This window comes from Nocardia carnea (genome assembly GCF_029869215.1).
Classification (GTDB): domain Bacteria; phylum Actinomycetota; class Actinomycetes; order Mycobacteriales; family Mycobacteriaceae; genus Nocardia; species Nocardia carnea_B.
This window is the reverse complement of sequence record NZ_JARWPM010000180.1, coordinates 1-13,973: the sequence shown is the minus strand read 5'-3', so window position 1 is coordinate 13,973 and position 13,973 is coordinate 1. Positions and strand designations below refer to the sequence as shown.

The following is a 13,973-nucleotide window of genomic DNA, read 5'->3' as shown; positions in this document are numbered from 1 at the left end:
CCATCAGCAGCTAGAGAAGGCAGGACCGTGCAGGACTCCCGCGCAACCGAGACGGCCGGGCAGAGCTCGGTAGACACCGGCGCCCCGGGCCGGGCCGACGATACGCCCGCCCATCGGTACACCGCCGCGCTCGCCGGGGAGATCGAGCGCCGGTGGCAGCAGCGCTGGGCCGAGCGTGGCACCTTCCATGCCCCGAACCCGGTGGGCCCGCTGGCGGGGGAGGTACCCGCGGACAAGCTGTTCGTGCAGGACATGTTCCCGTACCCGTCGGGCGCCGGCCTGCACGTGGGGCATCCGCTGGGTTATATCGCCACCGATGTGTTCGCGCGGTACCACCGGATGCACGGACGCAATGTGCTGCACGCGCTGGGGTACGACGCGTTCGGCCTGCCCGCCGAGCAGTACGCCGTGCAGACCGGTGCGCATCCGCGCGACACCACCGAGGCCAATATCGCGACCATGCAGCGCCAGCTGGACCGGCTGGGCCTGGGGCACGATCGGCGGCGGTCGTTCGCGACCACCGACCCCGAGTACTACAAGTGGACGCAGTGGATCTTCCTGCGTATCTACAACGCCTGGTACGACCAGGAGGCCGGCCGGGCCCGCCCGATCGAGGAGCTGGAGCGGCAGTTCGCCGTCGGCGCCCGCGCGGTGCCCGACGATAAGGACTGGGCGAGTATGTCCGCCGCCGAGCGGCGGGCGCTGATCGACTCGTACCGGCTGGTCTACCAGACCGATTCGATGGTCAACTGGTGCCCGGGCCTGGGCACCGTGCTGTCCAACGAGGAGGTCACCGCCGACGGGCGCAGTGAGCGCGGCAATTTCCCGGTGTTCCGGAAACGTCTGTGGCAGTGGATGATGCGTATCACCGCCTACGCCGACCGGCTGATCGACGATCTGGACCATGTGGACTGGCCGGAGAACGTCAAGGCCATGCAGCGCAACTGGATCGGGCGTTCGCGCGGTGCCCGGGTCGAGTTCGCGACCCCGGCCGGTGATGTGGAGGTGTTCACCACCCGCCCCGATACCCTGTTCGGCGCGACCTACATGGTGCTGGCCCCGGAACACGAGATGGTCGACGCGCTGACCGCGGCCGCCTGGCCGGCCGATACCGACGCCCGCTGGACCGGCGGCAGCGCGACCCCGGCCGAGGCGGTCGCCGCCTACCGCCGGGCCATCGCCGCGAAATCGGATCTGGAGCGGCAGGAGAACAAGGACAAGACCGGCGTCTTCCTGGGCACCTACGCCACCAACCCGGTGAACGGCGCGCGGATCCCGGTCTTCATCGCCGACTATGTGCTGAGCGGTTACGGCACCGGCGCCATCATGGCCGTCCCCGGCCAGGACCAGCGCGACTGGGATTTCGCGACCGCGTTCGGCCTGCCGATCATCCGGACCGTCGAACCGCCCGAGGGCTTCGACGGCGAGGCCTACACCGGTGACGGTCCCGCCATCAACTCTGATTACCTGAACGGCCTGACCATCGCCGACGCCAAGGCCACGGTGATCGCGCGGCTGGAAGCCGACGGCCGCGGCGCGGGCACCGTGCAATACAAACTGCGCGACTGGCTGTTCGCGCGGCAGCGGTACTGGGGCGAACCGTTCCCGATCGTCTACGACGAGACCGGCGCCCCGCACGCCTTGCCGGAATCGATGCTGCCGGTGCGGCTGCCCGAACTGGACGATTTCGCGCCCGTCACTTTCGACCCCGACGACGCCGATTCCGAACCCTCCCCGCCGCTGGCCAAGGCCACCGACTGGGTGGAGGTGGAACTGGACCTGGGCGACGGCCCGCGCACCTACCGCCGCGATACCAACGTCATGCCCAACTGGGCGGGCAGCTCCTGGTACCAGCTGCGCTACGCCGACCCGACCAACGCGGCGGAGTTCTGCGCGAAGGAGAACGAGAACTACTGGCTGGGCCCGCGCCCGGCCGAGCACGGTGCCGCCGATCCGGGCGGTGTGGACCTGTACGTCGGCGGTGTGGAACACGCCGTCCTGCATCTGCTGTACGCCCGTTTCTGGCAGAAAGTGCTGTTCGACCTGGGTGATGTGAGCGGCAGCGAACCGTACCGCCGCCTGTTCAACCAGGGCTATATCCAGGCCTTCGCCTACACCGACGAGCGGGGCGCCTACGTACCCGCCGCCGAGGTGACCGAACGCGACGGCAAGTTCTACTGGACCGACGCCACCGGCACCGAGATCGAGGTGAACCAGGAATACGGCAAGATCGGCAAATCGCTGAAGAACGCCATCGCGCCCGACGAGATCTGCGATCTGTACGGGGCCGATACGTTCCGCTTCTACGAGATGTCGATGGGCCCGCTGGACACCTCCCGGCCGTGGGCCACCAAGGACGTCATCGGCGCGCACCGGTTCCTGCAGCGCGTGTGGCGGCTGGTGGTGGACGAGGAGACCGGCGCGACCCGGGTCACCGAGGACAACCCGTCCGACGAGACGCTGCGGTTGCTGCACCGGACGATCGCCGGGGTGGACGAGGACCTGGCGGCCATGCGCGACAACACCGCCGGCGCCAAACTGATCGAACTGACCAACCACCTGACCAAGGCCTATCCGAAGGGCGCACCCCGTTCGGCGGTGGAGCCGGTGGTGCTGATGCTGGCGCCGCTGGCCCCGCATATGACCGAGGAGCTGTGGGAACGTCTGGGTCACAGCCATTCGCTGGCGCACGGCCCGTTCCCGGTGGCCGATCCGGCGCTGCTGACCGCGGAGACCGTCGAGTACCCGATCCAGGTGAACGGGAAGGTCCGCAGCCGGATCCAGGTGGATCCGGAGGCCGATCAGGCAGCGATCGAGGCGGCCGCGCTGGCCGACGAGAAGATTGCCGCGCTGCTGGACGGAAAAGCGCCACGCAAACTGATCGTGGTGCCGGGCCGCCTGGTCAATATCGTCGCCTGAGCGCGTCAGGCCCGGAGGCGGTACAGCTTGATCTGTACCGCCCGGCACGATTGCCCGGGCAATTTCCGGGCAACCGTGTTGGCCGGTAGTTAATCTGTGCGACTCCTCGGACTTGCCTGGGTCGGCTAGCGTGCGGGCGTTCAGCCCGGAACAGGAGTCCCACTGTGAAACCTCTTGCGCTCTTCGTCGCCCATCAGCCGGCAGGCTCGCGATCGCGCGTGACCTGCCAGTACAAATGCGGTAATGCCTGCTTCCACGAGGTGCCCAACACCTCGTCGAACACCTACTTCGGGGATATCGTGGCCGGGATCTCCCGGCGCCGGGTACTGCAGGGCGGCGCGGCCGCCGTGGTCGCGATCGGCGCCGTCGGCACACTCGCGGCCTGTGGTGACGATGCCGGCGCCGGCAGCGCCGAGAGCGGCCAGGGAATGGGCACCGGGTTCACCCCGGTCGCGCCCAACACCGAGGACGCCGTCGTCATCCCGGACGGTTACGAGCAGCAAGTGGTGATCCGCTGGGGTGATCCGCTGTTCGAGGACGCGCCCGAATTCGATTTCTACGCGCAGACCCCGGCCGCACAGGCCAAGCAGTTCGGTTACAACAACGATTTCGCCGGCCTGCTGCCGATCGAGGGCCAGGCCGGTAAGTACCTGCTGGTGGTGAACCACGAATACACCACCGAGGTGTTCATGTTCCCCGGCTACAAGCCTGAGGCCATCACCAAGGAGCAGGTCGATATCGCGATGGCCGCGCACGGCCTGACGGTGGTCGAGGTGCACGGCGAATCCGGGACCGGCCGGCTGAAGCCGGTCTTCGGTAAGTACAACCGGCGTATCACCGCGACCACCGAGTTCAAGCTCACCGGCCCCGCCGCCGGGAGCGCGCTGCTGAAAACCACCGCCGACCCCACCGGCACGAAGGTGCTGGGCACGATCAACAACTGCTCCGGCGGTGTGACCCCCTGGGGCACGGTGCTTTCCGGTGAAGAGAACTTCAACGCCTACTTCATCGGCAAATCCGCCGACCCGGTGACCGCCGAACGGCTGGAGCGTTACGGCATCGGTGAATCCGATTCCCCGCACTTCTGGGAGAAGTTCGACAAGCGTTTCGACGTGGCCGCCGAACCCAACGAAGCCAACCGGTTCGGCTGGGTGGTCGAGGTGGATCCGTGGGATCCGAAGTCCACGCCGGTCAAGCACACCGCGCTCGGCCGGTTCAAGCACGAGGCCGCGAATATCCACGTCACCTCCGACGGCACCGTGGTGGCCTACAGCGGCGACGACGAACGCTTCGACTACATGTACAAGTTCGTCTCCTCGCGCAAGATCGAACCCGGCACCGGCGCGGCCAGCCGCCGCCACAACCTGACCATCCTGGACGCGGGCACCCTCTACGTCGCCAAACTCACCGGCGACCACCCCGACCGGATCGACGGTTCGGGCACGGTGCCCTCGGATCAGGGCTTCACCGGTAAGGGCCAGTGGATCCCGATCCTGCGCACCGCCGAGGACGGCCGCGGCGAATCGCTGGTGGAGGGTATGTCGGCGGAAGAGGTCGCGGTGTTCACCCGCCTGGCCGGTGACAAGGTGGGCGCCACCAAGATGGACCGTCCCGAGGATTTCGAGGCCAACCCGAAGACCGGCAAGGTGTACGTGGCGCTGACCAACAACAGCAAACGCGGTACCGACGGCGAGGCCGCCGCCGACGAGGCCAATCCGCGCAACGAGAACAAGAATGGCCAGGTCCTGGAGATCACCGACGATCACGCGGGTACCGAATTCACCTGGTCGCTGCTGCTGGTGTGCGGTGATCCGGCGGCCGCCGACACCTACTTCGCCGGCTACGACAAAACCAAGGTCAGCCCGATCTCCTGCCCGGACAACCTGGCGTTCGATCCGTACGGCAACCTGTGGATCAGCACCGACGGTAACGCGCTCGACGCCAACGACGGGCTGTTCGCGGTGGTGCTCGACGGCGACCGGCGCGGCGAGACCAAACAGTTCCTCTCGGTTCCCGCGGGCGGCGAAACCTGCGGTCCGGTGATCACCGAGGAGCGGGTCGTCGTGTGTGTCCAGCATCCGGGTGAAACCGACGATGCCTCGGTGGAGAACCCGGCGTCGCACTGGCCCGACGGCGGTACCTCGCAGCCGCGGCCCGCGGTGGTCGCGGTCTGGAAGGCCGGTGGCGGCCGGATCGGCGTCGAGTAACGATCCGGCCCATGGATTCCGGCCCGGACCCCTTGGGCCGGGCCGGAATCCGCTGGGCGTGGCGCGGACCGATTCCCGCGCCGGGCCGGCCCTCGCTCAGCGGAAGTCGCCGGCGTGATCTCGGGCCCACTGCTCGAAGGTCCGGGCGGGCTGCCCGGTGACCTACGAACTCACCGCGCTCGGCCAGGGTCTCGCCGCATCGCTGGGGCAGTTCCCGGACTGGATCCGGGCGCATACGGCAGAGGTCGTCGCCGCCCAGAAAAGGCACGACCGGCGACCGGGCTGAACCCGCCGAGCCCATCGCTGACGGCGGCGGCCCACGCCCGGCCCAGTGGCATCCGGCACGTTGCGGCGCAACCCGGCCGGACGTCTCTACCCGCTGCCGGTGAGGCCGCCCATCCGGGCGAAGCGGTTGAAATCGCCTTGGGCGCCGCTGTAGACGTTCACATCGGTCGGGCCGTGGATACCGGGGATGGATCCGGAATCGGTCTGCTGCCAGAACGTCCACGCCGGCCAGCGGCCGGGGACCTCCGGTTGCGGGCGGTCGCGGTAGTCGGCGATCCACAGCGGGTAGCGGTGGAACTGGTCGCTGTCGGCCATCGCGGTTTTCCAGAACGTCGGATAGGTGTAGACGATCGGGATGCGGCCGGTCAGCGCCTGCACGGTGTTGAGGTAGCGGTGGGTCCAGTCGATCAGCGCGGCCGGCGGGAGTCCGCCGGAATGCTCGATATCCAGCACGGGCGGCAGATCGAGCGGACCGTTCTGGCCGAGCACGACCGCGGCGTACAGCGCGGCCTGCGGTTCCGGCGGCAGCTCCGGGCGCGCGTAGTGGTAGGTGCCGCGCGCCATCCCGGCGACCCGCATATGCAGGCTGTCCTGCACGAAGTACGGGTTGACGTAGTTCAACCCCTCGGTGGCCTTCACCATGGCGAATCGGTGCCCGGCGGCGCGCACCGCGAACCAGTCGATGGGGCGTCCGCTGTCGTGCTGCCAGGACGACACGTCGGGTCCGGTGGGGTCGGCGGTGGCGGCGGGGAAGGCACCGAAACCGGCCGCGCACACCAGTGCGCCGCCCGCCGCGGCTTTCCGGAGCAGGAACCGGATCGTGCCGTGTCCGGCCCCGCCCCGGTCGTGCGGCTGGTTGCGATGGTGGTCGCGGGCGAAACCGCCCGGGCTCCGGGTTCCCGCGCGACCGGTGCCGCTCCGGTGAGGGGTACGTGGGTAGCAGGGTTCGTGGTCCGGGGCGCTCGCCCCGCGCCGCGGGAGGCGGCGCAACAGTGCAGTCGGTCTCCAACGGTCAGCTTCCATGGACACCGACCCTATGCACCGACAGGGTCGTCACCTGGTAGGACCGCGCCGTGAATCGGCACCGTAATCGGGGCGCGATTGCACCACACCTCATACGCCGCGCGGCGGACGGATACCCCGGGACGGGGGCGGACCCGGTCCCGAGTGGCCGGCCACGGATCCGGGCTCGGGGCGGTTGATCAGCGATTACACCCGAACTGCCATATGTGGTTCACGGATCTGCCACCGAAGTGTCGTGGCGTGGTCGGGATTTCGTCCGGATACTGGTTCCAACATCGTGCACGAGCCGGAGGTCGATATGCGCGCGGTTCAGTGGTCGGCGGAGTCTGCGCTCGCCGCGGGTGAGACCTGGGGTATCTCCAGCACCGGTTTCCTGCAGTTGTACATACCGATCGCGATTTTCGCGGTGGCGGTGGCGTTCTGGCTGCGGCACCGGATCGTGAGCGCGCCCGCCGATGCCCCCGCGGCGGAACTCACCGCGCCCGAACTCGGGTTGCTCACCAGCGATCACCGGGCGGTGATGGCCGCGGTGGCACTGCTGCGCGCCCATGATGTGATCGACGCCCGAGGACGTGCGAGCGGGTCACGGACCGCCACCACGCTCGACCCGTTCACCGTCGCCGTATCGGGCCATCTCGGCAAACCGCAGCAGAGCATCACCGAGGTGACCCGCCGGATGCGTCCGGACCTGGACCGGCTGCGCGATTCCCTCATCGAACGCGGGTACCTGACCGGTCCGCGTTTCTCGAAGGAGTTACGCGAGGCGGCGTTGCCGATCGTGGTCGTCGGACTCTTCGGGCTGGCCCGGCTGATCGCCGGACTGGTCAACGGCAATCCGGTGATCTTCCTGGTGATCGTGCTGCTGCTACTCGGCCTGGCCGGGTCGCAGGTGGTGCGTGCGGTCCGGGTCACCCCGCTGGGCAAGACCGCGCTGCACGAGGCCACCACCGGGAACTTCCATTTGCGCCCCTCGGCCCTCCCGGCGTACCCGTCCTATGGCCCCGCGGCCGCCGGTTTGGCGGTCGCACTGTTCGGCGTACAGGCACTGGTGCTCATCGACCCCGAGTTGAACACCGCGATGTCGGGGTACGCCGCCGAACCCGCCGGTGGTAGCGGTGACGGCAGCAGTGGCGGCGATGGTGGCGGAGACGGTGGCGGTGGCGGCGGCGGCGGAGGGTGCGGCGGCTGTGGTGGATGCGGTGGCTGACCGGTGAGCGGCCCCCTTCCCGAATTCGCCCTCGGCATCGGCTGGCGCCCACCGATCTGCGGGCTGATCGCGCAGCTCGACGGCCTCGATTTCTGCGAGGTCGTCGCGGAATCGCTGCCCGTCACCGGTGCGCCCGGAGCGTATGAGGTCGTGGTCCCGCGGGAACTCGTCGCGCTGCGCGACCGCGGCACCCAGGTGGTACCGCACGGCGTCTCGCTCTCGCTCGGCGGCGCCGAACCGGTGAACCGGGCGCGCGTCGAACGCTTGGCCCGGTGCGCCGAAACGCTGGGGGCGCCGCTGGTGAGTGAACATATCGCGTTCGTCCGGGCCGGCGGGCTGGAGGCCGGGCATCTGCTGCCGGTGCCGCGCACCGCGGAAGCCCTCGCCGTACTCGTCGCGAATATCACCCGGACCCAGGACGGAATCGGTGTTCCGCTGGCGGTCGAGAATATCGCCGCGTTGTTCGAATGGCCCGACAACGAGATGACGCAGTCGGAATTCCTCACCGAGATCGTCGAGCGCACCGGGGTGTATCTGCTGCTCGATATCGCGAACGTCTACGCCGACGCGCGGAATCGGGGTCGCGACCCGCATACCGAACTGCGCCGCCTGCCCACCGAGCGAATCGCCTACTGCCATATCGCCGGTGGTATGGAATCCGGCGGGCGATACCACGACACCCATCGCCATCCGATACCCGCGCCGGTTCTGGAACTCGTCGCCGAATTCGTCCGCGACCATCCCGTCCCGCTGATGCTGGAACGCGACGGCGACTATCCGCCGGACGACGAACTGCTCGACGAACTCGACGCGATCAGCAACGCCGCCGCCCGCGCCCCGATCACCGCCACGGCGCGGGCGGTCCTGCGATGACCGATCCCGCGCCCGGCCTGGCCGAGCGGCAGGCCGCCCTGGTGCGCGCCCTGGTCGCCGACGACGCCGTCCCGCCCGGTTTCGATCCGGCGGCCGTACGCGCCGCCGCCGACGCGATTCTGCGCAAACGGGCCCGGGAGATCGCGGCGCACTACCCCGCGCTCGTGCGCGCCACCGGCCCCGAATTCACCGCGCGATATATCGCCTGGGCCCGCGGCCGGCCGAAAGGCACTACCGCGGCCGACGCGCTCGGGTTCGCCCGCGACCACGATGTCCCGTGGCCGCCGCGGCCACCGGCAGCGCCGAACCGCTTCGCCGGATTGCTGCGGTTACGCCGGTCGCGGTGAGCCACCGATCCGTCTCGCGGGACGGAACCTTCCGCCTGACGGGAGCGGTTGTGGCGCAGGCTAACCCGTCTCCGCGCCGGCGTGGGCGCGCAGCCAATCCCGGTAGTGGGTTCCGGCCAGGCGTGCGTCCGGTCCCGCGGTCAGGACATCACCGTTCACCGCCGCGAACATTCCGGCAGTGTCGTCGGTGACGACCATCCGGTCGTCGTGCCGCGCCGCCAGGGTGATCCGGCCGAGATCGTCGAGCCCGAACACCTCGGGACCGGCGATATTGCGGATTCGCTGCAGCGGGGTGCGAGTGGCGACCTCCACCACCGCGTCGGCGACATCGGCGGCCGCCATGGGTTGCAGGGGCGTACTGGGCAGACGGACGGTGTCCCCGTCGGCGGTCCACGACAGGACCGATTCCATGAATTCGAAGAATTGCGTGGCGCGCACGATGGAGAACGGTGTGGGGCCGCGGCGCAGCAACTGCTCCTGCAGCGTTTTGGCCCGGTAGTAGTCCAGTTGCGGGACCTGGTCCACCCCGACGATGGAAAGGACGATCTGGTGTTTCACTCCGGCGCGCTCACCCGCCGCCAGCAGGTTGTCCATGGCGGCGGCGAAGAAATCCGCCGACGATTCGTCGAAGGCCGGGGAGTTCGCCAGATTGGTCACCACCTCGGCGCCCTCGAGCGCTTCGTCCAGACCCTCGCCGGTGACGAGGTCGACACCGGTGGACGGTGCCGCGGGAACGGCTTCGTGGCCGGCCTCGGTCAGCTTCCGCACCACCTGCGAGCCGATACGTCCGGTACCGCCGACGACTACGTGTTTCATCGTTCCGCCTTTCACGGCGTGCCGCCCCGGCTCCGCCGGGGATTCACGGAAGTCGAATGCTCTGGTCTCCGGTGTTGCGCACGGGCGGCCGGAGCGGGCGCCGCCGTGCCGCGGTGGCCCGTTCCGGCCACCGTGTTGCGGGGTCCAGGAAACCAGGCCGAGGCCCCGGTCGGGGATCACCCGGTTAGGGTGAGGTTCGGAGAGCTCGCCGGATCCGGTGCTCGCCCGGTCGACGACCGGCGGACGTCACCGCTGGTGAGAGCGTATTTCGGTGGGATTGACCGGCAGGCCTTGTTTATACGTATACTTCTACGTATAGTAGTGGTATGCCGAACAAGACGATCTACGTCGCCGACGACGATCTGCCCCTGTTCCAGCGCGCGCAGGAACTCGTCGGCGGCAATCTGTCCGGCGCGGTGGCCACCGCGTTGCGGCGGTTCATCGAACTCGAGGAAGGCAGGCTCGAGGGGTTCGACGAGGTGGTGTTGCGGGTCGGGCACAACGGGGTCCGGCAAGTGCGGTTCCAGGGATCGCTGCTCGGTGAACACCGCGATGTCAACGACGAGCGGATGGAACATCTGCGCGTATACCGCGGGCGCAAGGGAAAATTCGCGCTGCACGCGCAGTACTCGAACTGGTCGGACTACCCCGAATCGCAGAATTGGCTGCGCGATCTGAAGAACTGGCGCCGCATGCTCGGAATCGAACACGACTGGGGCGATTACCAGCTCACCATCACCGACACGCTGGCGGAACTGAAGGACAAAATGCCCGGGGAGTTGTACCGGCGAATCGCCGATATCGCCGACCGCCCCCCGGTGGAAGAACTCGATATCTGATTCCCGGGCAGCGCCCGCAGTCCCACCGTCCCGGCGGTGCTAGTTGCGTTCCACCTCGATCGGGTGGGTGGCCAGCAGCGAGAGCGGCAGTGGTTGCCGGCGCAGCACGTCGGCCCACATATCGGAGCGGCGGCTGGTGATCGGGTCGCTGGGCAGCGCCGACACCACGATCCAGTCGTCGTTGTCCAATTCGCTGTCCAGCTGACCGAAGGTCCAGCCCGCGTATCCGGCGAAAATCCGGACGCCCTCGACCAGCCGGCCGATCCGCTCCGGATCGGCGTCCAGATCCACCAGCACCACCCGGCCGTCGACGCGCCGCACCCCGGGCACACCGTCGATCGAAGCGCCCACCCGCACGGTCCCCAGGCACAGCGCGGCGTCCCGTTTGACCGGGCCACCGACGAACAGGGTGCGCGGCTGCGCGCAAACGTCGTTCCACTGCGGTAGGACATCGTGCACCGCGGTTTCGCTGGGCCGGTTCAGCACCACCCCCAGCGTCCCGGCATCGTTGTGCTCGATGATGTAGACGACCGTCCGGCGGAAGGTGGGCTCGGCCAGGTCGGTCGAGGAAACCAGCAGCGTACCGGCCCGTACGACCTGTTCACCCTGCCGGTTACCGCGACGACCAGGGTCGGGCTCGTGCCCGCCACCGCGGCCGCCCCGGGTCTTGCGATCATCGGGGTCATCTGCCTGCGCCACCAGGCCATCATCGCAGTTATTGCCCGATCGCGCCCCTCTGATCCCCCGTTCGCTTCGCATTCGCCTCCTGCCTCGGGGCGCTCAAGCGCTGTTTCTATGGGGCATGAGCGCGGGGCCTCCGTGGTTACGCTCCGCTTCCTCCTCCGGCCCTGACGCGCTCATGCTCGTAGAGTCAGCCGTATGCGACCCCCAGAGGTGCTTCTCGGCAACAGTGATGACGTGTACGACTTCTACCGCGCGCACCGGCAGAACCGGCTCCAGGCGATGGGGGCCTATGCCCTGCTCGGGCGTCGTTACCGGCCGCGGGTGAGTTATGCCGACGGGGCCCGGGCCGCGATCCGGGAGCTGATCCGGACCCGGACGCCGCTGCTGATCGCGGTCAACCATCTCTCCCGGCTGGATCCCTACACGCTGGCCGCGGCCGCCTGGCGCAGCGAACTGCGCCCGATCATCGGGCGTACCCGGGTGCTGGCCAAGGACGAACTGTTCGAGGAGGAGAAACTGCGCCGCCGGATCGACATGATGGGCGGTATCCCGGTCTTCCGCGGCACCGACCACGGTTTGCGCGCGGTGAACGCGGCCGGGCAGCGGATGATGGATATCTGCGCCGAACGCCTGGCCGAGGGTGACAGCCTGGCAATCTTTCCGGAAGGTACCTGCAACGACGTGGATCCGGCGCAGGTGCAGCCGATCGGCACCGGCATCGGGCATATCGCCTTCCGGACCGCCAAACTGGGCGTCCGGCCCGCGCTGCTTTCCCTGGGTCTCAGCTACGGCCCTCGGGCCGATCCCGCCGTCGAGCCGACCAAGGAGGAGGCGAAATCGGCGAGCTTCCATTTCGGCTTGCCCCGCACCGAACTCCCGGAGCGGCCCGCCGAGATCACCCGGGTGGCCCGCGCGGATCTCCAGCGGGCACTGGACGGTGCGGTCGCCGCCTATTGAGGTCGTGATCGACCGGTGGCTCGCCCTGCCGGCCGCGTGCCGGGGCGGGGCGAGCTCATTGGGGCAGGCCGAGCCGGTCGCGGGCCCAGTGCGGGACCATCGTCAGGTACTGCGGCCGGGTCTCGATGAAACGCCCGACCACCGGGCACATCGGCAGCGCCCCGAGCCCCTCGGCGCCGGTGGCGTGCAAGGCGGCTTCGACCAGGTCGCGGGCGTAACCCTGCCCGTCGAAACGCGGGTCGATCTCGGTGTGGACGAACGCACGTTCACCGGCGGTGTCCTGGTATTCGATATAGCCCGCGACCTCGCCGTCGATGGTGATCTCGAAGCGTTCCAGTGCGGTGTTGTTGCGGACCTCCGTCGGCATGGCTCGACGCTACTCGGTCGGTCGCGAAAATTCGCCTCGATCGAGTAGGTGGCGCGGCGCGTCGTGCCGATGTGCCCGGCGGGTCAGGTCATTTCGATGATCGCGCGCCCGACGATCTCGCCGCGAGCCAGCGCCCGGTAGGCCTCGTCGGCGCGATCCAGCGGATAGCGGCGGGTGATGACCTCCTGCGGCCGCACCGTATCCGCGGCCACCATCCGCAGCAGCGCCGGCATATCGGTGCGGGCCTTGGCCCCGTAGGAACCCAGGACCTGGAGTTTGCGCCGGACCAGCCGGGCCAGGTCGATACTGCCGGTCGAACCCGCGGGCGCGATACCCACCACCACGGCCCGGCCGCCGTCGTCGAGGATATCCAGCGCGGTCGCGAAGGTGGCGGGGCTGCCGAGCGCCTCGAACGCCACATCCACGCCGTGCCCGCCGGTGAGTTCCCGGACCCGGGCGGCGGCGTCCTCGGTGCGCGAGTTGACGGTATGGGTGGCCCCGAGTTTCGCCACCGCGGAAAGCTTCTCGTCGCTGATGTCGATGGCGACGATCTGCGCGACCCCCGCGGCCGCCGCGAACTGCACGATCGAGGAGCCGACACCACCCGCCGCGACCACCGCGATCCGGTCGCCGAGGGCGAGCCCGGCGGTGTGGATGGCGCCGAGTGCGGTGAACGAGCTGCACCCCAGGATCGACACCGCGTCGAGGCCGACCTCGGCGGGGACGGTGAAGACATCGGAGGCGGGGACGACACAGTATTCGGCGAGGCCGCCCATCGAATACATGGCCAGCGGTGTGCCGTCGGCCCGGGCGAGGCGGCTGGTGCCGTCGTAGAGGGTGCCGTTGAGGCGGTTGTGCGCGAAGAATTTCTCGCACAGATCCTCGGCCCCGCGCACACAATGGCGGCAATCCCCGCACGGCATGATGAAACTGCACACCACGCTGTCGCCCACCGCCACATTCCCGACACCCGCGCCGAGCTGCTCCACCACCCCGGACACCTCGTGCCCGAGCACCGCGGGCGCCGGGAACTTCACCTCGGATTTGAGCACGTGCAGGTCGGTATGGCAGACCCCGCATGCTGTCACCCGCAACAGCACCTCACCCCGTTGCGGCACCGGCACCGGGATGTCCTCGACGACCAGCCGGGGTTCGCCTCCGTTGAAAACTGCGGCCCGCACGTCACACTCCTCCACCACGTACTCGCTGCACACCGGCGGAAACCGGCGCCTGGAACCACCGTCCCAGAAATCCATGCTTTGCGGACCCGGTTCGCCGACCTCGTCCCGAATTTTCGCGGTGCACCTCTGGGGCCGGATTGCGCCCGAGCCCAGAGCCTGACCGGCCCACCTCCGTGGGTGGGGGGCCGGCGGGGGGGGGGGGGGGGGGGCGGGGGGGGGGGGGGGGGGGGGGGGGGGGGGTTGATGGAGGCGGCCGGGGGGGCCGCGC

The 13,973-nt window shown here is 69.0% G+C and carries 13 protein-coding genes; 8 read left to right on the top strand and 5 right to left on the bottom strand.

Annotated elements, in window-relative coordinates; translation table 11 throughout:
- Window positions 1-27: 27 nt before the first annotated feature.
- The 3 genes from leuS to QH276_RS12095 all read left to right on the top strand — a co-directional run bounded on the left by leuS (window position 28) and on the right by QH276_RS12095 (window position 5,412).
- On the top strand, window positions 28-2,919 hold the full coding sequence (leuS, locus tag QH276_RS12105; RefSeq protein WP_280399096.1) for a leucine--tRNA ligase: 2,892 nt from the start codon (window positions 28-30) through the stop codon (window positions 2,917-2,919).
- Between the two features lie 164 nt (window positions 2,920-3,083).
- Window positions 3,084-5,126 carry a PhoX family protein gene (locus QH276_RS12100; RefSeq protein WP_280399097.1) on the top strand — a complete coding sequence of 681 codons (2,043 nt, stop codon included), beginning with the start codon at window positions 3,084-3,086 and terminating at the stop codon, window positions 5,124-5,126.
- 157 nt (window positions 5,127-5,283) lie between these two features.
- Entirely contained in the window at window positions 5,284-5,412 is a 129-nt protein-coding gene (locus tag QH276_RS12095) for a hypothetical protein (RefSeq protein WP_280401720.1), read from the top strand.
- Between the two features lie 86 nt (window positions 5,413-5,498).
- Here QH276_RS12095 and QH276_RS12090 read toward each other — a convergent pair whose 3' ends face one another.
- The gene (locus QH276_RS12090; protein ID WP_280401721.1) at window positions 5,499-6,191 is read right to left on the bottom strand and encodes a glycoside hydrolase family 25 protein; all 693 of its coding nucleotides are present in this window, start codon (window positions 6,189-6,191) and stop codon (window positions 5,499-5,501) included.
- Between the two features lie 520 nt (window positions 6,192-6,711).
- On the opposite strand from QH276_RS12090, the gene QH276_RS12085 reads away from it, so the two are divergent.
- From QH276_RS12085 to QH276_RS12075, 3 genes are read left to right on the top strand one after another with little or no spacing between them, the layout of a single operon-like run.
- Window positions 6,712-7,641: a TIGR04222 domain-containing membrane protein gene (locus tag QH276_RS12085; RefSeq protein ID WP_280399164.1), complete on the top strand. Its 930-nt coding sequence runs from the start codon at window positions 6,712-6,714 to the stop codon at window positions 7,639-7,641.
- 3 nt (window positions 7,642-7,644) lie between these two features.
- Window positions 7,645-8,514, top strand: a complete 870-nt coding sequence (locus QH276_RS12080) for a DUF692 domain-containing protein (RefSeq protein ID WP_280399165.1) — start codon at window positions 7,645-7,647, stop codon at window positions 8,512-8,514.
- Window positions 8,511-8,861: a hypothetical protein gene (locus QH276_RS12075; RefSeq protein WP_280399166.1), complete on the top strand. Its 351-nt coding sequence runs from the start codon at window positions 8,511-8,513 to the stop codon at window positions 8,859-8,861. Before QH276_RS12080 ends, QH276_RS12075 begins: the two co-directional genes overlap by 4 nt.
- A 60-nt stretch (window positions 8,862-8,921) precedes the next feature.
- On the opposite strand, the gene QH276_RS12070 is transcribed toward QH276_RS12075, so the two are convergent.
- Window positions 8,922-9,677: an SDR family oxidoreductase gene (locus QH276_RS12070; protein ID WP_280399167.1), complete on the bottom strand. Its 756-nt coding sequence runs from the start codon at window positions 9,675-9,677 to the stop codon at window positions 8,922-8,924.
- Window positions 9,678-10,003: 326 nt separating this feature from the next.
- Here QH276_RS12070 and QH276_RS12065 point away from each other — a divergent pair, with 326 nt between their 5' ends.
- Entirely contained in the window at window positions 10,004-10,516 is a 513-nt protein-coding gene (locus QH276_RS12065; RefSeq protein ID WP_280399168.1) for an EXLDI protein, read from the top strand.
- Window positions 10,517-10,555: 39 nt separating this feature from the next.
- Here QH276_RS12065 and QH276_RS12060 read toward each other — a convergent pair whose 3' ends face one another.
- Complete coding sequence (locus QH276_RS12060) at window positions 10,556-11,215, bottom strand: YqgE/AlgH family protein (protein ID WP_280399169.1); 660 nt, start codon at window positions 11,213-11,215, stop codon at window positions 10,556-10,558.
- Window positions 11,216-11,395: 180 nt separating this feature from the next.
- Here QH276_RS12060 and QH276_RS12055 point away from each other — a divergent pair, with 180 nt between their 5' ends.
- A complete protein-coding gene (locus QH276_RS12055) occupies window positions 11,396-12,157 on the top strand; it encodes a lysophospholipid acyltransferase family protein (RefSeq protein ID WP_280399170.1) in 762 nt (253 codons plus the stop codon).
- A 55-nt stretch (window positions 12,158-12,212) separates the two neighbouring features.
- Here QH276_RS12055 and QH276_RS12050 read toward each other — a convergent pair whose 3' ends face one another.
- Both QH276_RS12050 and QH276_RS12045 read right to left on the bottom strand, forming a co-directional pair.
- A complete protein-coding gene (locus QH276_RS12050; protein ID WP_280399171.1) occupies window positions 12,213-12,524 on the bottom strand; it encodes a GNAT family N-acetyltransferase in 312 nt (103 codons plus the stop codon).
- An 83-nt stretch (window positions 12,525-12,607) separates the two neighbouring features.
- Window positions 12,608-13,705, bottom strand: a complete 1,098-nt coding sequence (locus tag QH276_RS12045; RefSeq protein ID WP_280399172.1) for a zinc-binding dehydrogenase — start codon at window positions 13,703-13,705, stop codon at window positions 12,608-12,610.
- Window positions 13,706-13,973: the final 268 nt, after the last annotated feature.

What these genes read in the sequence shown, in the direction of transcription:
- QH276_RS12075 (WP_280399166.1), top strand. Translation starts at nt 8,511, where the DNA reads ATGACCGATCCCGCGCCCGGCCTGGCCGAGCGGCAGGCCGCCCTGGTG.
- QH276_RS12070 (WP_280399167.1), bottom strand. Translation starts at nt 9,677, where the DNA reads ATGAAACACGTAGTCGTCGGCGGTACCGGACGTATCGGCTCGCAGGTG.
- QH276_RS12065 (WP_280399168.1), top strand. Translation starts at nt 10,004, where the DNA reads ATGCCGAACAAGACGATCTACGTCGCCGACGACGATCTGCCCCTGTTC.
- QH276_RS12055 (WP_280399170.1), top strand. Translation starts at nt 11,396, where the DNA reads ATGCGACCCCCAGAGGTGCTTCTCGGCAACAGTGATGACGTGTACGAC.
- QH276_RS12050 (WP_280399171.1), bottom strand. Translation starts at nt 12,524, where the DNA reads ATGCCGACGGAGGTCCGCAACAACACCGCACTGGAACGCTTCGAGATC.